Below are 22,741 nucleotides of genomic sequence, written 5' to 3' on the forward strand. Positions count from 1 at the left end.
GACGAGGGGGGGTCCTCCCGAACCGACGGTGCAGCCCGCTGCACCATCGGGCGGGGGTGCGCCCGCCTCTCCTCGCACGGCGGTTCACTTAGCCTGAGGGGCATGGCCCAGACGGACATGCGGGAGACGCTGGCGCGCGCCGACCGCGCGTCCACGCAGTTGCTGATGGGCGCGGGCATGGCCCTCCTCTCGTACGTCTTCGTCGGCGTCCTGCTCTTCACCGCCGTCACGTCGCTCATCGTGACCGGCCTGGGCGTGCTGCCCGAGACGGTCCTGCTGCTGCGCCGGATGGCCGGGTTCAAGCGGCGGCAGGTCGGCCGGTGGTCGGGCACGGAGATCCGGGAGGCGTACACGCCGCTGACCGGCACCCTCGTCGAGCGCGTGCGCAAGGCCGTGAAGGACCCCGGCACCTACCGCGACCTGCGGTGGCTGCTCGTCCACTTCGTCTACGGTCTGGCCCTGCTGTACGTCGCGCTGCCGCTGTGGGTGCTCGGTGCGCTGGTCGACGGGGTGTGGTGCGGGCTCCTTCGCCGCAAGGCGGTCGTGCTCCCGCTGATCGTGCGCCTCGCCGACCTGGACACGCGCTGGTCGACGGCGCTGCTCAAACCGTCGCCCGAGGCGGAGCGCAACGCCGAACTGGCCGAGCGCGTCGAGGAGCTGACCGTCACCCGGGCGGGCGCGGTGGCGGCGCACGGCGCCGAGCTGCGCCGGATCGAGCGGGACCTGCACGACGGCACCCAGGCGCGCCTCGTGGCCCTGTCCATGCGCGTCGGCCTCGCCAGGCGCGCGTACGACAAGCAGCTCGCCGCCGACCCCGGCGCCGGACCCACCGACCCCGAAGTCGTCCGCGGACTCCTCGCCGACGCGCAGGACCAGGCCGAGGAGGCCCTGACCGAGCTGCGCCACGTCGTGCGCGGCATCCACCCGCCCATCCTCACCGACCGCGGACTCCTCGGCGCCGTACGGGCCCTCGCCGCCGGCAGCGGCCTCGACGTGACCGTGCGCGACGACGGCGTGGCGGACGGGCCGCGCGCCCCCGCCGCCGTGGAGGCCGCCGCGTACTTCGTCGTCGCGGAGGCCCTGACGAACGCGGCCAAGCACAGCGGCGCACGGCGCGCCGGTGTCGAACTGGCCCGCGCCGCCACCGGGTTGCGCGTCCTCGTGCACGACGAGGGGTGCGGCGGCGCCGACGAGTCCGGCGGCACCGGCCTGCTCGGCATGCGGCGCCGGGTCGCGGCGCTCGACGGGACCATGGAGGTGGTCAGCCCCGCCGGGGGGCCGACCCGGATCGGAGTGGAGCTGCCGTGCGTGTGGTGATCGCGGAGGACAACGCCCTGCTGCGGGAGGGCCTCGTGCTGCTCCTCACGTCCGTGGGCCACGAGGTGGCCGCCGTCGCGGCCACCGGCCCCGAGGTGCTGCCCACGCTCCTCGAACACCGCCCGGACGTCGCCGTCCTCGACGTCCGGATGCCGCCCGGCTTCCGCGACGAGGGCCTGCGCGCGGCCCTCGCGGCCCGCGAGCAGCTGCCTCAGCTGCCGGTCCTCGTCCTCTCCCAGTACGTCGAGGAGACGTACGCGGCCGAGCTCCTCGGCGCCGGATCGAGCGGCGTCGGCTATCTCCTGAAGGACCGCGTCGGCCGCGTCGACGAATTCCTGGACGCCCTGGAACGGGTCGCCGCGGGCGGCACCGCCCTCGACCCCGAGGTCGTCACGGAACTCCTCACCCGCCGCGGCCCCGACCCGCTCGACTCCCTCACGCCCCGCGAACGCGAGGCCCTGCACCTCATGGCCGAGGGCCGCGACAACGCCACCATCGGCGCCACCATGTCCATCTCCGACCGCGCGGTCGGCAAGCACATCGGCAACGTCTTCCTGAAGCTGGGGCTGCCGCCGAGCGACAGCGGGCACCGGCGGGTGCTCGCCGTGCTCGCCTACTTGAACAAGGGCTAGGCCGGGCGCGCGCGAAGGGGTGGGCCCGGTCCGGGCCCACCCGACGGTTCAGCGCACCCACAGCTCGTAGTTGGTGAACGCACTGCCACACGTGCACTTGTACGCCATCCAGCGGCCGGCGTTGATGCCTCGGTTGCCCGCGGCTATGCAGTCCCGCGCCCAGAAGAAGTCCTGGATGAAGTCCCACGTGGGGCCCGGCGAGCACTCCTGTTTCGACTTGGCATCCGCTCGGATGCGCCGCCGGCGCCGCCTTGAGCGCGGCCGCGCGCTCGGCCCGCGACGAGGAACACGAACGGCTGACCTTGGCCGACCCGGCCGCGTCGCGGTCCGGCGCGGTGACGGCGGTGCGGGCTTCCTCGACGGGCTGGGCGGCCGGCGCGGGAGCCGCCACTCCGAGCGCGACCATGGACGCCAGGCCCGCGAACTCCTCATGTCGTCGCGGCGAAGCCGTTGAGCCCCACCTCCCTCAGCGTGCCGGGCGATCCGTGCGAAGGGCCAACAAACCCGGGCAGTCAGGGACACTGGAACGCAGAAGTGGCCCTTGGCCAGGGGAGATGTGTGCCGCTTGGAACGCCGGGGTGGAACGCTCCGCCCCCTCGGCCCGTCGGGTCCCGCCCCCTCAGCCCGTCGGATAGCGCCCCCTCAGTACCCGCCACAGCGGCGGCACCGTCCCCGCCAGAGCCGTCGCCGCGACCACCGTCACGATCAGGAACGCCTGGACCGGCGGGAGATGGGGCAGCGTGCCCGTGAAGCTGAGGCTGAACGCGAGGAGCGGGACGAGGGCCGCCGCGGCGCCCACGACCAGGCCTGTGAAGGCTATCGCCGCCGCCTCCGCGTGGAGCATGCGGCGCAGTTGGGCGCGGGCCGCGCCCGCCCGGCGCAGGAGGGCGAGTTCGGGGCGGCGGCCGACCGAGATCAGGGTGAGGGTGCTCAGGACGGCGACGACCGTGAAGGCGCCGATCGCCCCGACCGCCGCCGCCCCGACCACCTCCCCCAAGGCCTGGTCCTGCGGCTCGACGCGGGCGGCGGCACGCACGGCCCCCGCGCCCGGCTCCACCCGCGCCCCCGGCACGGCCGCGCCGACCGCGCGCGCCGTCCCGGCCCGGCCGTCCGTCGCGACGAGCACGCGGGCCGCCCCGGCGCCGGACGTGTGCCGCAGCACCTCGTCCCGCGAGAGCAGGAAGTCCCCGGTGCCCAGGCCCCGTTCGTACACCGCGACCACCCGCAGCCGCCCCGCGGCCCCGTCGCCGAAGCGCAGCGCCACCGTCGACCCCGGCTTCGCGTCGAGGGCGCGGGCCCGGTCCGCGGAGAGGGCGACCGTGCCGGGGCGCAGTCCGCCGATGCCGCCCTCGCGGACGTCGGGGTCCAGGGCGCGGGTCAGCCGCTCCGGGGTGACGCCGAGCACCGGCAGGCGTTCGAGCAGCGGCGACCCCGCCTCCTTGCGGGCGAGGACGACCGTGCTGGGGACCACCTCGGTCGCCGCGGCCACCCCGGGCACGGAGCGGATCCGGTCGAGGGCACCGGACGGCAGACCGCCGTCCGCCCGCACCACCAGGTCCGCCCTGGCCGCCTCCCGCGCCTGCGCCCGCGCCTCGTGCGTGAGCGTGGCGCCCGCCGCGAGCTGGACCACGGAGAACGCGGTGACCAGCACGATCGGGGTGATCGCCGCGCCGAGACGGGTCGCGGAGGCCGCGCAGTTGGCGGCGGCGAGCCTGCCGCCGGGGCCGCCGAAGCGGCGCAGGGGGGAGCCGAGCATCCGCATCGCGCCCGTCGCGATCCACGGGCCGAGCACCGCGCACGCGACGACCATCGACACGGCGGCCCCGCTCGCCGCCGCCGCGGCGGCCTGCCCGTGCTGCGTCGCCGCCGCCCCCGCCGCGGTGACACCGACGCCGAGCAGGACCAGGCCGGTGACGCGGCGCGGGGTCCCGGGCGGCGACTCGCGCAGCGCCTCCGCAGGGCGCACCTTCGCCGCGCGTCCGACGGCGAACAGGGCGGAGAGACGGGCCACGAGGACCGTCACGGCGGCGGTCACGAGGGGAGCCGCCAACAGCCAGGGCGGCAGGGGCAGGTGGAGCCCGTCGGGCAGAGCGCCGCGCGCGTCCAGGAGCGCCCGCAGGCCCACGTACGCCGGTACGGCGAGGATCGCGCCCACCGCCGAAGCGGCCACCGCGACCCGGCCCACCTCGCGGCCCACCGCGCCCCGCAGCTGCCGGGGCGTCGCGCCCACGGCCCGCAACAGGCCCAGCTCGTGGCCGCGTTGGCGCAGCGCCTGCACGATCGTCGACGACACCACGAGGACGGCGATCATGGCGACGGTGCCGGCGATCGCGCCGAGAGCCTCCAGCAAGGTCGCGCGGGCGGGGGCCGCCGCCAGGTGCTCCGCGGTGGCCCTGCCGTCCCCGGTGAGCACCCGCAGCCCGGCCGAGTCCCCCTCCGCCCGGTTCCCGGCGGCACGCAGCTTCGCCTCGTCCACCGCGTCCCGCACCCGCCCGTACAGCTTGTCCGCGCTCACGCCGGGTGCGGCCACGACGCCGATCGCGTCGACGGTGCCCGCGCGCCCGGCCAGGTCGCGGGCCCGCCGCGCGGTGAAGTACACGGCCGCGCGCGGTCCTTCGGCGACGCCCACCACGCGGTACGCGGTGTCCTCGCCGTCGACGCGGAGCGCCACCCGCTCGCCGGTGCGGGCCCGGCCCGCGCCCACGACGACCTCGCCCGGACGCTGCGGCGCCCGGCCCTCCAGCAGCGTGAACGGGGCGAGCCGCGCCGCGTCCCAGGGCCGTCCGGTGGCCGACGCGCCCTTGACGCCCACGGGGAACACCCGGTCGGCGACGGCCGCCTCGACCCCCGGAACCGCCCGGACCACACCGAGCGCGGCCTCGGGCACCCGGACCCGCTCGGTGAGACCCGTGGTCGCCGTCTCCGGCTCGGACCCCCACGGCTTCGCGGTGTACCGCGTGTTCTGGTCCCCGGCGACCACGAGGTCGGCCCCCGCGTACCGCTCCACGGGAGCGTGCCCGAGCGCCGCCGAGACCACCGCGAGCGCGAACGTCCCCAGCAGCGCCGAGGTCAACACGAGCGCGGCGAAGACGGCGGCCCAGGCCTTGCGGTGGGTACGGGCGGCGCGGGAGGCGAGGAGGGAGGTGACTCCGGGCCGGGCCCTGGGCGCGGACGCGGACGTCGGCTCCGGCGTGGGCCTCGGGTCGGACTCCGGTGCGGGCTCGGGCCGCGACCCCGACCAGCGCTCGGGCCTTCTCATGCCGCCACCGCCCCGCGTCCCAGGCGCCGCAGCACCGCGTGCACCCGTTCCGGGTCCGGCCGGTGCAGGGTCGTCACCACCCGGCCCTGGGCGAGGAACACCGCCTCGTCGCACCACGCCGCCGCGGCCGGGTCGTGGGTCACCATGACGACCGTGTGGCCGTCCTGGTCCACGGCCTGCCGCAGGAGTGCGAGGACGTCGTGGGCGGTCGCCGGGTCGAGGGCGCCGGTGGGCTCGTCGGCGAAGACCACGGCCGGGTCGGTCACCAGAGCGCGGGCGATCGCGACGCGCTGCTGCTGCCCGCCGGAGAGCTCGGCGGGGCGGTCGTCGGCCCGGTCGCCGAGGCCGACGGCGGCGAGGGTCACGGCCGTGCGCCGGGCCGTCGTCCCGTCGGCGTCGTCGGCGCCGCCCAGCATCAGGGGCAGCGCCACGTTCTCCGCGACGCTCAGCGACGGCACGAGATTGTGCGCCTGGAAGACGAAGCCGATCCGCTCCCGGCGCAGCCGCGTCAGGGCGGCCTCCTTCAGCGAGCCGAGCTCGACGCCCTCCACGCGCACCCGCCCGGACGTCGGCCGGTCGAGCCCCGCCGCGCACTGCAGCAGCGTCGACTTGCCGGACCCCGACGGCCCCATGACGGCGACGAACCGGCCGCGCTCCACGGCCAGATCGGTCGGGTGCAGCGCGACGACGGCGCCACCGCGATACGTACGGCAGACCCCGTCGAGGGCGAGCGCGCCACCGCCGGACGCGAGGCCGTCACCGCCGTCGCTCCCCGCCCGCCCCGTCGTCGCCCACCGCGTCGGACCGCGCCGCCTGAACATCCCGTACGCCCTCTCGGAGACTGCCGCGGCACGCGCCGCCCACCACCGAGAACGCTAGGAATCCGGGCCCCTCGGCCACGAGAGGGCACACCCCCGAGGTGAGGGTGCAGCCCGCTGCACCACGACCGGTCGTGCGGGGCTACGCGGGCTTGCGCAACACCTCCACCAGAGCCGCGATGCTCTGCTCCGCGCGGCCCTCCGCCACCGCCCGGTCCAGGAGCGCGTGCATCGGCTCCAGCCAGCGCGCGTCGAGCCCGGCCTCGGCCGCGATCTCGGTCTCGGCGGCGGCGCCCGCGTGGAAGATGCCGATGGACGACTGGGGGTCGTCGTAGGAGCCGCGGTCGATCTCGGCGGCGAGGTGCGGCAGGACGGAGCCGATCATCTCCAGCCACTTCACGGTGTGCGGCACCAGCGTGCTCGCCTCCAGGCCCCGCGCCGTGACGAGCGCCGCGCCCTGGAAGAAGCCGAGCAGGGCGGGCAGCAGCGTGCCGCCGACCGCGGACTCGTACAGCGCCGCGAGGTCCGGCTCGGTGCCCAGGTGCACGGTGTCGCCGCCGATGACCCGCAGCGTGGCCTCGTGCTCGTCGAAGAGGGCGCGGTCGCCGCTGTAGTAGTGCAGGGTGTCCGCCGCGCCCACCGCCGCGGGGACGTTCTTGATCGCGCCGTCCAGGAACCGCGCGCCGTGCCCGGCGGCCCAGTCGGCCATCGCGCGGGCGCCGGCGGGGATGCCGGAGTTGACGGTGATCAGGGTGCGTCCCGCGAGGGCGTCGGCGGCCGGTTCCAGGGCGGCGAGCGTCGCCTCGTACGTCGTCAGGCAGGCGATGGTCAGCGGGCTCGCGGCGATGGCGTCGCGGATGTCGGGGGCGTGCGTCGCACCCTGCTCGACGAGGGGCGCGGCCTTCTCGGGGCTGCGGTTCCACACGGTGGTGGGGTGCCCGGCGGCGACGTACGCCGACGCCAGGGCCGCGCCCATCGCGCCGAGTCCGACGACGGTCACGGGTGTGTGGGCGTGCTCGGGCATGACGGCTCCAATTCCTGGGATTCCGGGGAGGGTTCAGGGGCCGACGGGCAGTGTCGGCCCCTGATCACCAGGTTGGAGCGCGCCTGAACTTTCCTCAAGTACCTACTATTCGGTGAGGTACTGACCTTTTGGTGCGTGCCGGAGGGCGGCTGTGCCTGTGTGCCTGTGGGCCTGTGGGCGCTACGCCGGCTCGGGGTGCAGCCGCGTCCACCCCGCCCACGCCGACTCCACCATCTCCCGCACGTCCCGCTTGGCCGACCAGCCCAGCTCGGCGGTGACGCGGTCGGCGGCGGCGACCACCCGCGCCGGGTCGCCCGCGCGCCGTTCGGTGACCGTCGCCGGGATGTCGTACCCGGTGACGTCCGCGATCAGGTCGACCATCTCGCGCACCGAAACCCCCTCGCCGCGGCCGACGTTGAGGGTCAGGTCGGTGGCCTCGGGCGCGCCCGCGAGGCGCCGGGCCGCGGCCACGTGGGCCTCGGCGAGGTCGGTGACGTGGATGTAGTCGCGCACGCAGGTGCCGTCGGGCGTGGCGTAGTCGGCGCCGAAGATCCGGGGCGGCTCGCCCGCGGTGAGCTTCTCGAAGACCATCGGGACCAGGTTGAACACCCCGGTGTCGGCGAGCTCCGGGCTCGCCGCGCCCGCCACGTTGAAGTACCGCAGGCAGGCCGTGCGCAGGCCCGTCGCGCGGCCCACCGCGCGGGTCAGCCACTCGCCCGCGAGCTTCGTCTCGCCGTAGGGACTCATCGGCACGCAGGGCGTGTCCTCGGTGACCAGGCCGGTCTCGGTGTACGGCATGCCGTACACGGCGGCGGACGAGGAGAGGACGAAGGACGGCACGCGGGCGTCCGTGACCGCGTCCAGGAGGACCCGGAGGCCTTCCACGTTCTCCCGGTAGTAGCGCAGCGGCTGTTCGACCGACTCGCCGACCTGCTTCTTGGCCGCCAGGTGTACGACACCCGTGACCGCGTGCTCCCGCAGGGCGCCCGCGACCCGGTCCGCGTCGAGGGTCGAGCCGACGACGAGCGGCACCCCCTGCGGCACGCGCTCGGCGAGGCCCGTGGACAGGTCGTCGTAGACCACCGTCCGCTCGCCCGCCCCGGTCATGGCGCGGACGACGTGCCCTCCGATGTATCCGGCGCCGCCGGTGATCAGCCAGGTCATGGTCAGCTCGTCCCGTCGTGTCGTGTTGGTCCGGGATGTACCCCGGACATCCCGGACGTGCAGTCTCGCAGAGCCCGGATACGGGTCCTGTCAGGGGCGGCGCGCCCGGCGCCCCGTACGCCCGGCGCGCGGCCGCACGCCCCGCACCCGTCAGGGACCGCCCGCCCCGTCCCCCCGCCCGCCCGGCAGCCTCCGCACGAGTCGCACGAGCCGCCGCCGCGCCACCGCCACCACCCCGCGCAGACCCGGTGCGAGCCGCACCGAGAGGTTCCCCGCCTGCGTCGCGTACGGCTGGACGAGCAGCACGCCGTGCCGCCCGCCCGGCACCACCGTGCGGCGCAGCAGGCCGGGCCCGGCCACCGCCCGCGCCGTGGTCTCGCGGGCCGTGCCGTCGCCGAACAGCAGCCGCACCCGCAGGTCCCACACGTCGCCGTCGAGCGCCGCGAGGTCGACCCGCACGTCCGCCACCCACGTCCGGCCCGGCTCCTCGACCGTGAACGCCGCCGACCGCCGCACCCCGGGCCGACCGCCGCCCCGCCGCGTCAGCTCCACGTCGACCACCCCGGGGCCCGCCGCCTCGACCCGGCCGTACAGCTCGTGCAGGCGAAGGCGCAGCACGCTCGCGCCCCGGCGCGGACGCAGCTCGGCGTCGACCGCGAGCGGAAGCAGCCGCAGCGGCCGCGCGAGCAGGTGTTCCAGGGTGACCTGGGGCAGGTCCGCCGACCAGACGGGGGTGTCGTCGGCGGCGCGCGCGTACGGCGGGGCGAGCCGGGCCGGGCGGGCCGCGACCTGCTTGAGGCGGTCCAGGTCGCGCGGCTCGGCGGCGGCGAGGACGACCCGGGCGATGACGCGGCCGGGGGCGGGGGCCGCGGCCAGGTCGGCCTCGTCGAACTCGGTGAGGTAGGCGCGGGTCAGGGCCCACCACTCGCGCTGGTACTCCGGGCCGCGCTGGGGCAGCTCCCGGGTGTACATGCGCAGGCCGTGGTCGAGGAACTGGGCGCGGGCCGCCCGCGCGAGCACCTTGTCGCCGTCGGCGGCGCCGCGCAGGATGTCCACGGCCTGGCGGTGCGCCGTGATCCGGGCCCGCCAGTTCTCGATGCCCGCGCGGTCCAGGGAGATCGACAGCTTGGCGGCGGTCCGCCGCACGTGCCACACGTACACGGTGTCGGGGACGAGGGCGATGCGCGGGGCCGCGGCGAGGACCCGGGCGCCGAAGACGAAGTCCTCGTAGAGGAAGCGGCCTTCGGGGAAGCGGGCGCCGTGCGCGCGCAGGAAGTCCGTGCGGTAGAGCTTGTTGACGCACAGCGTGTCGTGGACCAGGCGCGGGCGCAGCTCCGGGCGGGGCACGAGCGCGGCCTTGCGGTACAGCTCGGGCTGCCAGGGCACCTCGCGTCCCGACGGCAGTTCGCGCCGCACGCACAGGCCCGACGCGACGTCGGCGTCGTGCCGCAGCGCCGCGGCCAGGAGCGTTCGCGCCCCGTCCGGCGCCAGCACGTCGTCGCTGTCGAGGAACATCAGGTACGGCAGGGTCGCCGCGTCGACGCCGTCGTTGCGCGGGGCGCCGCAGCCGCCGCTGTTGACGGCGCGCCGCACGACCCGCACCCGCCGGTCGGCGGCGGCCAGTTCCGCGAGGACGGCGGGCGTGTCGTCCGTCGAACAGTCGTCGACCGCGATCACCTCGCCCACCACGGGGCCCTGGGCGAGCGCGGAGCGCACCGCGTCGGCGATGTGCGGGGCGTCGTCGTAGCCGATCACGACGACGGTGATCTGGGGCTCTTGAGGTGAGATGGGGTCCACGGGGCAAATTTTAGGGGTTGGTAGAAATTATCCGATTAGGGGGCTTCGTCATGGAGTGCCGGGCGAAGTGTCGGAGTGGGCGCCGGAGGGGGCGTGGGACGGGGTGCCGGAGGGAGCGCCGGAGGGAGCGCCGGACGGGGTCCCGGCGCCGCCCGCACGCGGGGACGCGCCGCCCACCCGCGCGAGGATCTCGCCCGTCTGCGCGCTCCACGCCACCACCACCGCCTCCGGCGGCAGCGGCTGCTGCGGGGCCACCAGGAGCCAGCGCACGTGGTGGCGCCGGACGATCGCGGCCCGCTCGTCGGCCGGGGTGGCGGGGTCGAGGTAGGCGCGCACCTCCCTCAGGCGCTCGTTGCGCGCGGACTCCGCGAGCGAGGCGTCCGGCCAGGCGGGCGCGACCAGGTTGACGCCGAACGCCGGGATCGAGCGCATCGGACGGTAGCCGTCGGTCAGGACGACGTCGCCGCGCTTCATGTGGGCCGCAGCCCAGGCGTAGCTCGGCCAGCGCGGCGGCTGGTCGAAGCCGATCGGGTCGAGGGTGCGGGGCACCACGGCGCCCGCCTGGATCTGGACGAAGCCGACGAACGCGCCGAGCGCGGTGGCCCCGGCGAGGGCGGCGCGGCGGTTGCCCCAGGTGCGGGGCGCCGTCAGCTCGATGGCGAGGGCGAACTGGAGCGGGACGAGGGTGAGGCCGAGGATTCTGCCGTACGTGTAGTGGCCGCTGAGCCAGCCGTAGCCGACGACCGCGCAGTCCAGGGCGAACATCAGGACCAGCGGGTCCGTGCGGCTCCGCCGCCAGCGCAGGAACAGGGCCGGCAGGCCGAGGGCGGCGAGCCAGAAGCGCTGCGGCATGTCCGTGTAGAGCTGGCGGTGGATCCAGTCGACGCTCTCGTCCCCGACCAGCGTGAGCGGGTTGAAGTACGGCCAGGTGGTGGCCACCGCGAGGGCCGTGAGCCCGGTGAGCACCCACCGCAGCGGCGACCGCAGGCGCGGCAGCGCGAACGCCGTCACCCCGATCACCGCCGCCACCGAGGTGATCGGGTGGATCAGCAGGATCAGCCCGCACAGGGCGCCGAGCCCCGCGTACGGCCACCACCCGCGGGGCGCCCCCGCCAGCGAACCCGCCCACGCCCAGGCCCAGAACATCAGCGCGATGCCGAACGTCGACGGATAGCCGAGGTTGCCCGTCATCGACATCAGGCCCAGGTAGCCGCTCCACCACGCCATCCGCGTGCCCCACAGCAGGACCATCGCGAACAGGGCGAGGACGGGGGCCCAGGGCCGGGGCGTGAGGACGCGCACGAAGCGGGCGATGCCGGTGAGCAGGACGAGGAGGTTCAGCGGCCCGGAGAGCTTGACGACCTGCCAGCCCGCGAGCCCGGTCGCCTCGGCGAACAGCGCCTGGGCGACGGCGTACGGCGAGTAGTACGCGCTGCCCTCGCCCGGCAGGTCGGCCATGGGGTGCCGGGGGTGCAGCAGGTCGTCCTTGAGGCGTTCGACGACGGCCGCGTGCTGGCCGAAGTCGCAGCAGATCGGCACCCGCCAGTACGCGAGCGACATCACCAGCCAGAACAGCCCGCCGACGACCAGGTAGGGGCTCGGGTGCCAGCGGATCCCGAAGCCCGTGGCACTCGCGCCGAGCCGGGCGCGCCGCCGCTGCCACGTCGTCACCGCGGGGGGCGCCGCCGTGGACTCGGCGGCCGGCGCGGTCGTCGTCCCCGAAGTGCCCGCCGCCGTCATCGCATCAGCCTGTCCGCGACGCGCTCCGCCGCCCTGCCGTCGTCGAGGTCGCAGTACGCCTCGCGGAACGCCGCGTACGCCTTGCGGTGCCGGGCGGACACGGAGTCGAGGTCGCGCAGGGCGTCGACGACCTCGCGGGTGGAGGCGAGCAGCGGGCCCGGCGCGCGGGACTCGAAGTCGAGGTAGAAGCCGCGCACGGTGTCGCGGTAGTGCTCCAGGTCGTAGGCGTGGAAGAGCATCGGGCGCCCTGTGTGCGCGAAGTCGAACATCAGGGACGAGTAGTCGGTGATCAACACGTCGGCGACCAGGAGGAGTTCGGCGGTGCGCGGGTGTCCCGAGACGTCGCGGACGAAGGGGGCGCGGGCGCCGGGGAGCCGCCCGGAGGTCAGCGGGTGCTTGCGCACGAGCAGCACGTGGTCGTCGCCGAGCACGTCCTCGGCGACGCGCAGGTCGAGGGCCGGGTCGTAGCGGAAGCGGCCGGGGCCGAAGCCGAGGTGGTCGCGGTAGGTCGGGGCGTACAGGACGATCCGCTTGTCCGGGGAGAGGCCCAGTTCGCGCCGGACGCGTTCGGTGACCTTGTGGCGGTCGTCGGCGAACAGCACGTCGTTGTGCGGCGATCCGGCCTCCAGGACCTCGCCGTCGTAGGTGAGGGCGCGGCCCAGGTGCGGCGTGGCGAAGCCGCTGGGGGAGACCAGGACGTTCCACTGCGCGGCGAGCCGGGGCAGCAGGTCGAGGTGGCCGTGGTCGGCGTACAGGGTGTCCGTGAGGTCGGTGCCGATGCGCTTGAGGGGCGTGCCGTGCCAGGTCTGGACGACCGTCTGGCCCTCCCGGCGCGCGAAGAAGTCCGGCAGATGGCCGGCGGTGACGATGCGACGGCAGCGGGCGAGCGCCCCGTACCACTCGGCGCTGTGCTCCTCCACGCCGCGCGCGCCCGCGGGGACCCGCGTCTGCTGGTCGTGCGTGACCCACAGGTGCTCGACGTCGGCGCCGCGCCGCACCAGCTCCTCGTGGACGGCGCGCGGCGAGTCGCCGTCGAAGTACAGGACGGCGTCGCGCAGGCTCTTGACCCGCTCTCTCGGGTAGTGCTCGGTGCGCAGCCGGTGGCGCCGGTACGCGCCGCGCTCGGTGGCCGCGAGCACCGAACCGGCGTCGATCACCAGCCGGTCCCCGAACCGCCGGTCGGCCGTGAACCGGCGCCCCTGGACCACCCGGTGGTCCGGCATCCCCGCCCCCACCGACGTCAGCACCCGCACCGGCACGCCCGCCCCGCCGTGCCCCACCTCCCGCAGGAACGCGTACCACCGCCCCTCCCGGAGCACCCCGCCCCCGGGCGCGACCCGGGCCCGGAACCGCCCGCCGACCAGCTCCACCGGCACGCTCACCTCATCGTCGCGGCCGCTGTGCCGCAGCACGAGTTCGGCCGTCGGCCAGCTCGCGGCGGCGGCCGTGCCCTCGACGGCGAGCGTGCCGTCGTCGGCCCAGTCGACGCGGTCCGCGACGGGGCGCCGGGTCAGCTCCACGACGAGGCCGCCGCGGTCGTCGGCGGTGGCGCACAGCTCCCGTCCTGGGCGGGTGGCGTAGCGGCCGGGGGGCAGGTCGAGGGCGGCCGCGAGGGGGACCGTGGTGCCGTCGGCCCGTTCGAGGGCGGCCGTCCAGCGGTCGCCGTGCGGCGGCTCGACCTGGGCGGGCGCCAGGTGCGGTGCGGGCGGCACGTCCTCCAGGTCGGCGAGGCGCACCCGGGCCTCGAAGCGGTCGTCGACGAGGGCGAGGGGGTAGCTGTGGGCGGCGCCCGCGCCGGGGCGGGTCAGGCGCAGCGCCCTGGGCCCGGGGGCGCCCGCGGCGGCGGGGGTGAGGGTGCCGGTGAGGATCACGTCGGTGCCGTCGGCGCGGTGGCCGTCCACCCGCGCCGCGTACTCCTGGACGCGCAGGACGAGCCGCCCCTTGCTGAAGCCGAGGACCAGGCGGAGCCCGTCGCCGAGGTCGCGGGTCAGGGACTGGGTGCGGGGGCCGTCCGCGGCGCGCACGGCGGCGCGGCGCACGGTGCCGTGGCCCGCGACGACCACGCCGAGCAGCCAGTTCCCCGGCTGCCAGCGGCCGCCGCTGCGGAGCTGCTCGGGGTCGACGGTCATCTCGAAGCCCGACAGGTCGTAGCAGTGCAGCCGCTGTCCGGAGTGCTCGGTGGCCTCGGGCGCGGGCACGGTCCGCGTCGGCACCCGCTTGAACCGGCCCCTGCTGCGCGCCGACTTGAGCAGCCCCGCCTTCACCGACTGCGCGGGCCGCGCCGCCTCCAGGTTGCGCACATAGGCGTGGCCGCGGATCAGCAGCCGCCCCCGCTCGTCCCAGCTCGCCTCGTCGAGCCTGGCCACGGCGGGCAGTTCGCTCCGGTCGAGCCGGGTCAGCTCGCGCGGGAGCCGGTCGACGCCCGAGTAGGCCGCGTACCGGCGCAGGGAGCCGCGCACCTCGAACGCCCCCTTGCCGCCCCGCCGTTCACGGTCGAGCAGCTCGATCAGCTCGACCGTGCGCCGCTCCCGCACCAGGTGCCACTTCACCCGCAGGTCCACCGGCAGCTGCCGCAGGATCTCCGGGTCGGCGGCGCGCAGGAACTCGGCGGTGTCCGCGAGGAACGCCGACCGGTACTCGGGCCCGCCCATCGGCAGACCCTCCAGGAAGTACACGAAGTCGTCGCGCAGACAGGAGGCGTCGTAGACGGACTTCAGCTCCGGCGCGTGCTCGGCGAGGAAGCCGCTGACGTGCGCGCAGGCCGCGACGCGGTCGCGCACGCCCTTGACGTCGGTGCGCCGCCGCGTGATGGAGCCCTCGCGCACCCGCCAGTAGTAGACGTGGTCGCTGAGCACGTCCACGGAGGAGGCGAGGAAGTGCGCCGGGATCATCACCGGGGTGTCCTCGTACAGCCTGCCCTCGGGGAAGAGGAAGCCGTGCCGGTCCCAGAAGGAGCGCCGGAAGACCTTGTTCCAGGCGACCCGGTCGGCGAGCAGCGCCAGATCGCGGGAGATGTGGGTGCGGGTGCGCGGCGCGGTGAGCCACTGGTACTGCCAGGCCTGGGAGCGGCCGCGCTCGGTCAGGCGCCACACGTTGCCGCTGGCGAAGTCGGAGCCGCTCGCGTCCAGGCTCGCGATCATGCGGGCGTACGCGTCGTGCGGCACGATGTCGTCGCTGTCCACGAACGTCAGGTACTCGGCGGCCGGATTCGCGTGCCGCACCCCGGTGTTGCGGGCCGCGCTCAGGCCCGCGTTCGGCTGGCGGACGTACACGAAGCGCGGGTCGCGGGCGGCGAAGGCGCGGGCGATGCGGGGGCTGGCGTCGGTGGAGCCGTCGTCGACGAGGACGACTTCGAGCCCGCCGGCACCGCCGCCCCCGCCGCTGCCCGTATCCGCTCCGGCACCCCCGTCAAGGGTCTGCCGGGCGATCGACTCCAGGCACTCCTCAAGGAACTCCTCGACGTTGTAGATGGGCACGACGACGCTGAGTCGGGGCTGCACGGCGAGCGGCCTTTCGTAGAAGTCGGCTTGCGATACGACCTAGTACGGGCGTATTCACCCTTTTTGCCCGTGCCGATCAACTTCTTTGCCGCCGCTCACCCCAACGAGGTTCGCGATCACCCCATCGAGTGAGGCGCGGTCTTCGACAGAGCGTGTACGCGTGACTACGGTCGGTGTCCATGCCGCGCTTCTCAGTCGTCGTGCCCGCCCACCGCGTCCAGGGATACCTGCGGGAATGCCTGGAGTCCGTCCTCGATCAGTCCTTCGGCGACCTCGAACTCCTCGTCGTCGACGACGCCTCGCCGGACGCCTGCGCCGCGATCGTGGCGGAGTATGCGCAGCGCGATCCGCGCGCGCAACTGGTCCGGCTCGCCCGGCGGCAGGGCGCCGGGCCCGCCCGCGACGCCGGGGCGGCCCGTGCCACCGGCGACTGGCTGCTGTTCCTCGACGGCGACGACGTGCTGCTCCCGGGTGCCCTCGCGGCGCTCGACCGCGAGATCGCGCGGGCCGACGAAGAGGCCGCGGAGGGGCCCGGGGGCCTGGACGTGCTGATCTTCGCGCATGACCGCACCGACTGGTGGGAGACCGTGCGCAGACCGGCGGGCGAGGACGTCACGGGGGACCCCGTCGCCGTCACCGTCGCCGCCTGGAACCGCGTCTTCAGGCGGTCCTTCTGGTCCGCCCGCGGCCTCACCTTCTCCCGGGGCGCGTACGAGGACGTGGTGCCCGTGCACCGGGCGACGCTGGCCGCGGGCGACCGCGTCGGCGCGCTCGACCGGGTGTGCGTGCGCTGGCGGGAGCGGCGCGGCGGCAGCTTCGCGAAGTCGCCGGGACGCGAGCACTTCGCGGTCATCGGGCGCTACGAGGAACTGTTCACGGACGGCACCGGGGCCACGGACCGCCTGTTCCTGCGTGCCGTCGACCACCTCCTGGCCGTCCTCGACGACCCGGGCCGGATCGCGCCGGGCGACCGCTCTGCGTACTTCAGGGCGGCGGCGGGCATGCTGCGCGCCCACTGCCCCGCCGCACCACTGCCCTTGACGGAGCGTCAGCGGGCCTTGGTGTCCGGCTCGTACGCCTCCTACCGGGCCCTGTCCCGTGCGGGCGGCCGGATGAAGTCCGTCCGCGCGGCCGTCACCCGCCGCAAGAAGTCCGTCCGCGCCAGAGCCATGCGCGTCACCTACCGCGCCGACCTGCGCCGCTCCCTCGACCCGAACCTGGCCGTCTACGGCGCCTACTGGAACCGCGGCGTCAGCTGCAACCCGGCCGCGATCCACGCCAAGGCCCGCGAACTCGCCCCGCACATCCGGGGCGTGTGGGTGGTGTCGAGCCGCCACAAGCACCGCGTGCCGCCCGGCGTCGAGTACGTCATCGAGGGCTCCCGGGCCTACTGGCGGGCGATGGCCCGCGCCACCTACCTCGTCAACAACTCCTCCTTCCCCGGCGGCTTCACCAAGCGCCCCGGCCAGGTCTACCTCCAGACCCACCACGGCACCCCCCTGAAGAAGATGGGGCTCGACCAGCGCCGCTACCCCGCGGGCACGCATGGCATCAGCTTCCAGAAGGTCCTCGACCACACCGACCAGTGGGACTACAGCCTGTCCGCCAACCCGCACTCCACGGAGGTGTGGGAGCGCGTCTACCCGGCCGCGTACCAGGCCCTCGAAGCGGGCTACCCCCGCAACGACGTGTACTTCACGACCGGCCCCGACGACATCGCCCGGATCCGCGAGGGCCTCGGCGTGCGCACGGACCAGCGGGCCCTCCTCTACGCCCCCACCCACCGCGACTACCAGAAGGGCTTTCTGCCCCGTCTGGACCTGGAGCGGTTCGCCACGGCGCTCGGCCCCTCCTGGGTCGTCCTCGTCCGCGCGCACTACTTCTACGGCGCCGACGCGGGCCTCGCCGCCCACCCCGGCGTGCTCGACGTCACCGGGCACGCGCGCGTGGAGGACCTGTGCCTGGCCGCCGACGCCCTGGTCACGGACTACTCGTCGCTGATGTTCGACTACGCCTGCCTGGACCGCCCCATCGTCAGCTACGCCCCCGACTGGCAGGCCTACCGCCTCGCCCGCGGCACCTACTTCGACCTCCTCTCGGGCCGCCCCGGCGAGACCCCCGGCGCCCTCGCGACCACCGAGGACGAGCTGACCGCGCTGTTCCGGGACGGCGGCTGGGACACGGCGGCGACGACGGGGCTGCGCAAGGCGTTCCGGGAGCGGTTCTGCCCCTACGACGATGGGGGCGCCGCCGAGCGGGTGGTGCGGCGGGTGTTCCTGTCCTGAGGCGGCGCGCCGCCGTCCGGGCCGGTGACCGGCCCGGGCGACGACCCGCTCAGACGGCCGCGGTGCGCTCGTACGGCGAGCGCACCGGGAAGTACGCCGTCAGGAACGACCGCACGGCGAGCGCCATCTCCTCGTCGGACATGCCGCTGTCGGGCGACTCGCCGATGCAGAACGCCGTCTTGTTCCGCGACTGCAGGAGCTGCCCCAGCCGGGCGTGGTCGGCGCGGCTGCCGATGTCCACGAAGTCGTACGACACGGAGCCCGGCACCGCGCGGCCCGTCACGTACGCGTAGTGCTGGTGCAGGGACGACACCAGGGAGTGGTCCGTGGTGCCGCGGAAGCGGGCGCGGGACGTGGCGGCCAGCTCGTCGGCGTACCGCTCGGTGAGTTCTTCCAGGATGCTGCGGCGCAGCGCGTACGGCACGTGCAGGAAGCAGTGCGTCGCCGTGCGGCCGAAGTCGCGGCGCAGCAGCTCGCGGTTGTTCTTCGCCGCCGCCAGATAACCCTCGTCCGCCGCGTCCACCGGCAGCGCGGGCACGGACGCCGACGACCAGAAGAACTTGGGGAGGCCGGAGCCGAGGAAGAACGTGCCCGGCGTCGTCGGGCGGCCCAGGAACATGTCGTCGTTGAAGTAGAGGAAGTGCTCCGCAAGGCCCTCGATGCGGTGCAACTGGGTCTCGATGGCATGAGAGTTGAAGGTCGGCAGGGCGGAGGGGTCGGCGAAGAGGTCGCGGTGGTCGACGACGGTCAGGCCCGGGTGGTCCCGGTCGAGCCAGTCGGGGACCTGCCCGGCGGTGACCAGGTACACGTGCCGCACCCAGGGGGCGTACATCGCCAGGGAGCGCAGGGAGTAGCGCAGTTCGTCGCGGTTGCGGAAGCGGACGGTGCCGCTGTCCGCCGAGGAGTCGGCGCCCTCGGCGGCGCCGCCGAGCGCGGCCGTACGGGCGGCGCGCCAGTCGGGGTCGGAGTCGTCGACCCAGGTGTAGACGGCGTCGACGGGGAAGTCGGCGTCGTCCATGAGGCGCTCGGTGAAGACGTCCAGGGTCGGGTAGTCGCGCTCGCCGACGCGCAGGCGGGCGGTGGCGGTGAGGGAGGGCAGCTCGGTGCCGGCGAGGGTGGTGCCGAAGGGGGCGCGGCGCCAGGACGGCTCGGCCGCGGGGGCCGTGGGGGCCGTGCCTTCGAGGGGCGTCGGCGCGTCGGTGGCCCCGGGCTCCTGGACACGGGGCCAGAACGCCACCGTGCACGCCTGCTGCACCCCGTGACGCAGCGAGAGCGTCGTCGTGGTCACCGGCCTGAACACCTTGACGCCCGCCAACTCGCCGATGCCGTCGAGCCGTTCGGCGAGGACCGCGCCGGGCGCCGCGTCGCGCGGGTTGACCAGCTCGGCGTAGACCGGCTCCCCGTGCAGCGCCTCCGCGAGGGCCTTCAGGGCGCGGTCGCGGTCGTCGTCGGCCACGGCGAGGGTGTGGGCCGTGCCGCCGGTGCGCACCAGGACGTAGGGGACCTGTCGCGACTCCAGAGCGGCCGCCGTGACGTCGAGGTTCCACTGGGCCATGCGCGGCGCGAGCACGTCGTCCCTGCACTCCGCGAGGCGGCCCACCGAACGGATCACCCGGCCCTCGGGGGCGGCGGCCACGATCTCGTCCTCGCGGGCCCGCTCGTCGGCGCCCGCGTCCGCGTTGAAGGTGTGCGGCGCCGTCGGCCGGAAGCCGCAGCCGCCCGACGCCACGCCGAGCGCCACCCGGTCGGCCCGCCCGGAGAGCCGCTCCGGCCGGTCCCGCCCCGCCACGAGCCGCGTGTACAGCTCCTCCCACAGCGCCGTCACGCCGGCCGAGGAGAACCGCTCGTACACCCCTGCTCTCGCCGCCCGCGCACAGCGGCGCCGCAGCGCGTCGTCGGACATCAACTCATCCATGGCTGCGGCGAGTTCATCGATCTCGCCGGGCGGCACCAGGAGCCCGTCCACCCGGTGCCTGACGATCTCCGCGGGGCCCGTGAGCACGTCGTACGCCACCACCGGCACCCCGGCCGCGAGGGCTTCGAGGAGCACCAGCGGGAACGCCTCGTTGTGTCCGGCCGTCATCAGGGACAGGCCCGCCGTCGCCCACTCGGACGCCATGTCCTGGCAGGGGCCGAGGAGTTCCACCCGGTCCTGGAGCCCGAAGGCGTCCACCAGGCGGCGCAGGCTCTGCTCGCGGTGACCGCCGCCGAAGATCCGCAGGCTCCACTCCGGGTGCGCCTCCGCGACCCGCGCGAACGCCCGCACGGCGTGGTCGACGCGCTTCTCGCCGGTCAGCCGCGCCGCCATCACGATGACCTTGCTCTCGCCGTCGGCGCGCGGCCGGAACCCGTCGGGCACGGCGTTGGGGATCACGGCGAGTTCCGGCGCGGTCGCGCCCAGGGACTCCGCGATCCAGTCCCGGGTCCGCCCGGTCAGCGTCACCAGGGCGTCCAGGCGCGGCGCGTGCAGCAGCAGCGGCTCGCCGGAGCGGCCCCGGCGCTGGGTCGGGCGGTGCTCCGCGTGGACGGTCACCACGCGCGGCGGCACGAGGCCGACGGCGGCGGCGAGCAGCGCGGGCGTCGTCGTCACCAGGACGTCCGTGTCGAGGGTGCTGAGAGCCGCCGTCAGCTCGACGTCCGACAGGCGGTCGAACGCCGACTCCCAGGCGGGCTCGATGAGTTCGCTCGGCAGCGCGGCGAGCGTCCGGCACGCCGCCTCGTCGAGCCGGGAGCCGCGCACCGGCCGCTCCGGCGTCACCGTGCGGTCCACCAGATACCGCACGGGCAGCTGCCGCGCCTCGGGGAAGAACGGCTCGGGGCGGGTGCGGAAGACGGACACGACCTCGACGTCGTGCCGCTCGGCGAGGTGCAGCGCCTGGGTGTACGTGGCCAGCTCGGTGCCGCCCATCTCGTCGCCCCAGCCGAGCAGATAGGTGATCTTCAAGGGGTCTCCTCGCCGAGTCTCACGCGGTGGTGGCGGTGCGGGCGCTTCATGCGGTCTCCTTCGTGATGTCCAGGCAGGTCACGGCGAAGGCGCCGGACGCGGTCAGATGCGGGTGCGCGCGCACCAGGCGGCCTCCGGGCAGCGCGACCAGGCGGAACGGCGTGGGGAACGCCGCCGGCAGATCGCGTACGTCGGTCAGGCGCCGCCCGAGGCCGAGCTCGCCCACGCGGAACTCCCACACCCACTGGCCGGGGTCGGCGCCCGCCATCGCGTCGAGCGGCAGCGCGAAGCTGAACCGGTCGCCGTCCCAGGCGAGTTCGACGGGTGCGACGAGGCCGTCACGGCGCCGCACGGCCCGCGCGGCCCACCCCGCGAGGACCCGCTCCCGGGGCCCGGCGACGACCCGCCCGTACACCGTGATCCCGTCCCCGCGCGGCACGAACCGCACCAGCTCCGCCCGCGGCCGCGACCGTGTGACCTGCACGGCGGCCCGCCCGCCGCGGCAGCGCACGACCCGGATCAGGGTGCCGGTGCGGGGGTTGGGCGCGTGCGGCGCGGTGGGGCCCGGCGGCGGGGCGCCGCCTTCGGCGAGGGCGAGCCCACGACGGCGTACGCGGCCGTCGGCGCCGCTCGTCGCGACGGCGAGCCGCCAGACGCCCTCGCTCAGGAGGGGGGCGGGGGTGGCGGGGGCGCCCTGAGGGCCGGCCGCGGAGGGGGCTTCCAGGGCGTCGCGCAGGGTCACCGTCGCCGTCAGGAGCGGACGGCCGTCGGTGTCGCGCTCGACGGCGAGCGGGACGCGGAAGCGGCGGTGGCCGCGGCTGATCAGGAGCTCGGCCGCCCGCAGGTCGGGGACGGGCGCGGCGAGCGCGAGGTTGAGGGTGCGGCTGCCCCGCAGCGACAGGTGTGCGGGCGGGGGCAGCAGCGCCGTGGGCCCGGTGCCCCGCCCGGCGGTGGCCCGCTCCAGGCGGAAGCGGGCGGTGCGGGCGAGGGCGGTGAGGCGGCGGGCGTGCGGGGTGAGGGGGCCGAGGGCGGGTCGGCGTGCGGGGTGGTGGCGCATTGCCCCACTTTGCCGCTATTCACCCAGAATTCATCGGTACGGCACGCGTCGGGTGCCTGACCGGGGCCGTGCGGCGGGTCCGGGGCGCCCGGCACCCGTCGGGGTGAACGGCCGGGACCGGGTGCTCGCCCCGGCGCGTGGGCCGGGCCCGCGCACGGGAACCGGGCCGTGCGTCAGGACCGGCGGCTCAGGAACGAGACGAGGCCCCGGCCCTTGGGACGCCGGTTGTCGCCGCCGCGCCGGGCGGGCTTGCCCGGCGGCTCCTTGACGGCCGTGGCCTGCGCGGCGCCCTTGCCCTGCGCGGAGGTGGCCGACGCGGCTCCGGAGGCCTCTGCCGCCTGCCCCGGCACGGCCGCGGCGTGCCGTGACACCGGATGCGCGGGCATCCGCGCCTTCCCGCCGCTGATGCGGATCATCGGCTGCCCCGCGACCTCCTCGGCCCCGTGCCACATGTCGTCGCGGCCCTCCAGGAACGCCTTCAGTTCCCCGTGCACCTCGTCGTAGGCGCCCCACGTCCCGTAGAACTTGGTCGCCGTGATGCACAGCGGCTTGAGGCCGGTCGTGGCGACCGCGCCCCAGGTGGCGGCCGCGACGCCGGGGCAGTGCTCGGCGCGGAAGTCGTCCAGGACGACGATCCCGTCCCGGCGGAGCAGGCGCCGGGCGGCGGCGATGTCGGCGTGGACGTGCTCGTACAGGTGCGAGGCGTCGATGTGGACGAAGCGGCAGCTGTCCGCGCGGACGTGCGCGGTGATGGCGGACGACGGCGCCTGCACGACGGTGGGCAGCTCGTCGTGGAAGGAGCGGTAGTTGGCCTCGAAGGCGCGCCGGGTGAGCGTCGCGTACGAGCGGTTCATCTCCTTGGAGTTGGCGTCGTCGGGTGCGGGGGAGTCGAAGAGGTCACAGACCGTGAAGGTCTCGCCGGGGCGCAGGAAACCACCCATGAAGATCGCGCTCTTGCCGAGGTAGACCCCGAGTTCGAGCAGGTCACCGGGTTCCTCCCGGTCCCGCTGGCGATTCAGGAACCAGTCGAAGAGGACCTGGTCGGCGGGGTGGAACCAGCCCTTCACGGCGGAGAGGTCGGTCGGGAGCGGCAGGTCGTCCAATTCCTGGGCGGACGTCGGTACGGAAGCGGAGGCTTCGGGCATGTCAGGTCCTGGAGTCGGGGGCAGTGCGCCGCGCTCGACCGTAGTGGCCATGATCCGCC

The 22,741-nt window shown here is 75.3% G+C and carries 13 protein-coding genes; 3 read left to right on the plus strand and 10 right to left on the minus strand.

The annotated features are described in order from the left end of the window. Nucleotides 1-117 precede the first annotated feature (117 nt). Together QUY26_RS24300 and QUY26_RS24305 are read left to right on the plus strand one after the other, a co-directional pair. The gene (locus QUY26_RS24300) at nucleotides 118-1,317 is read left to right on the plus strand and encodes a sensor histidine kinase (protein ID WP_289955979.1); all 1,200 of its coding nucleotides are present in this window, start codon (nucleotides 118-120) and stop codon (nucleotides 1,315-1,317) included. Next, on the plus strand, nucleotides 1,305-1,949 hold the full coding sequence (locus QUY26_RS24305) for a response regulator transcription factor (RefSeq protein WP_289950131.1): 645 nt from the start codon (nucleotides 1,305-1,307) through the stop codon (nucleotides 1,947-1,949). Before QUY26_RS24300 ends, QUY26_RS24305 begins: the two co-directional genes overlap by 13 nt. Nucleotides 1,950-2,568: 619 nt before the next feature. On the opposite strand, the gene QUY26_RS24310 is transcribed toward QUY26_RS24305, so the two are convergent. From QUY26_RS24310 to QUY26_RS24340, 7 genes are all read right to left on the minus strand, one after another. After that, nucleotides 2,569-5,208: an ABC transporter permease gene (locus QUY26_RS24310; RefSeq protein WP_289950133.1), complete on the minus strand. Its 2,640-nt coding sequence runs from the start codon at nucleotides 5,206-5,208 to the stop codon at nucleotides 2,569-2,571. Then, nucleotides 5,205-6,029 (minus strand): ABC transporter ATP-binding protein, encoded by an 825-nt coding sequence (locus tag QUY26_RS24315; protein ID WP_289950135.1) that lies wholly within the window; start codon nucleotides 6,027-6,029, stop codon nucleotides 5,205-5,207. Before QUY26_RS24315 ends, QUY26_RS24310 begins: the two co-directional genes overlap by 4 nt. 139 nt (nucleotides 6,030-6,168) lie before the next feature. After that, entirely contained in the window at nucleotides 6,169-7,050 is an 882-nt protein-coding gene (locus QUY26_RS24320) for an NAD(P)-dependent oxidoreductase (RefSeq protein ID WP_289950137.1), read from the minus strand. Nucleotides 7,051-7,230: 180 nt separating this feature from the next. After that, nucleotides 7,231-8,214 carry a UDP-glucose 4-epimerase GalE gene (gene galE, locus QUY26_RS24325; protein WP_289950139.1) on the minus strand — a complete coding sequence of 328 codons (984 nt, stop codon included), beginning with the start codon at nucleotides 8,212-8,214 and terminating at the stop codon, nucleotides 7,231-7,233. Between the two features lie 150 nt (nucleotides 8,215-8,364). Continuing rightward, nucleotides 8,365-10,002 carry a glycosyltransferase family 2 protein gene (locus QUY26_RS24330; protein ID WP_289955981.1) on the minus strand — a complete coding sequence of 546 codons (1,638 nt, stop codon included), beginning with the start codon at nucleotides 10,000-10,002 and terminating at the stop codon, nucleotides 8,365-8,367. Between the two features lie 57 nt (nucleotides 10,003-10,059). Further along, a complete protein-coding gene (locus QUY26_RS24335) occupies nucleotides 10,060-11,751 on the minus strand; it encodes a hypothetical protein (protein WP_289950141.1) in 1,692 nt (563 codons plus the stop codon). Continuing rightward, nucleotides 11,748-15,251: a bifunctional glycosyltransferase/CDP-glycerol:glycerophosphate glycerophosphotransferase gene (locus QUY26_RS24340; RefSeq protein WP_289950144.1), complete on the minus strand. Its 3,504-nt coding sequence runs from the start codon at nucleotides 15,249-15,251 to the stop codon at nucleotides 11,748-11,750. The genes QUY26_RS24335 and QUY26_RS24340 overlap by 4 nt, the downstream gene beginning before the upstream one ends. A 179-nt stretch (nucleotides 15,252-15,430) precedes the next feature. Between QUY26_RS24340 and QUY26_RS24345 the strand changes: the two genes are divergently transcribed. Then, nucleotides 15,431-17,536 carry a bifunctional glycosyltransferase/CDP-glycerol:glycerophosphate glycerophosphotransferase gene (locus QUY26_RS24345; protein ID WP_289950146.1) on the plus strand — a complete coding sequence of 702 codons (2,106 nt, stop codon included), beginning with the start codon at nucleotides 15,431-15,433 and terminating at the stop codon, nucleotides 17,534-17,536. A gap of 49 nt (nucleotides 17,537-17,585) precedes the next feature. Here QUY26_RS24345 and QUY26_RS24350 read toward each other — a convergent pair whose 3' ends face one another. The 3 genes from QUY26_RS24350 to QUY26_RS24360 all read right to left on the minus strand — a co-directional run bounded on the left by QUY26_RS24350 (nucleotide 17,586) and on the right by QUY26_RS24360 (nucleotide 22,682). Next, on the minus strand, nucleotides 17,586-20,480 hold the full coding sequence (locus QUY26_RS24350; protein WP_289950149.1) for a stealth conserved region 3 domain-containing protein: 2,895 nt from the start codon (nucleotides 20,478-20,480) through the stop codon (nucleotides 17,586-17,588). A gap of 46 nt (nucleotides 20,481-20,526) precedes the next feature. Continuing rightward, complete coding sequence (locus QUY26_RS24355) at nucleotides 20,527-21,537, minus strand: hypothetical protein (protein ID WP_289950151.1); 1,011 nt, start codon at nucleotides 21,535-21,537, stop codon at nucleotides 20,527-20,529. Between the two features lie 173 nt (nucleotides 21,538-21,710). Beyond that, nucleotides 21,711-22,682: a class I SAM-dependent methyltransferase gene (locus QUY26_RS24360; protein ID WP_289950152.1), complete on the minus strand. Its 972-nt coding sequence runs from the start codon at nucleotides 22,680-22,682 to the stop codon at nucleotides 21,711-21,713. Nucleotides 22,683-22,741 lie beyond the last annotated feature (59 nt).

The organism is Streptomyces flavofungini (assembly GCF_030388665.1).
Taxonomy (GTDB): Bacteria; Actinomycetota; Actinomycetes; order Streptomycetales; family Streptomycetaceae; genus Streptomyces; species Streptomyces flavofungini_A.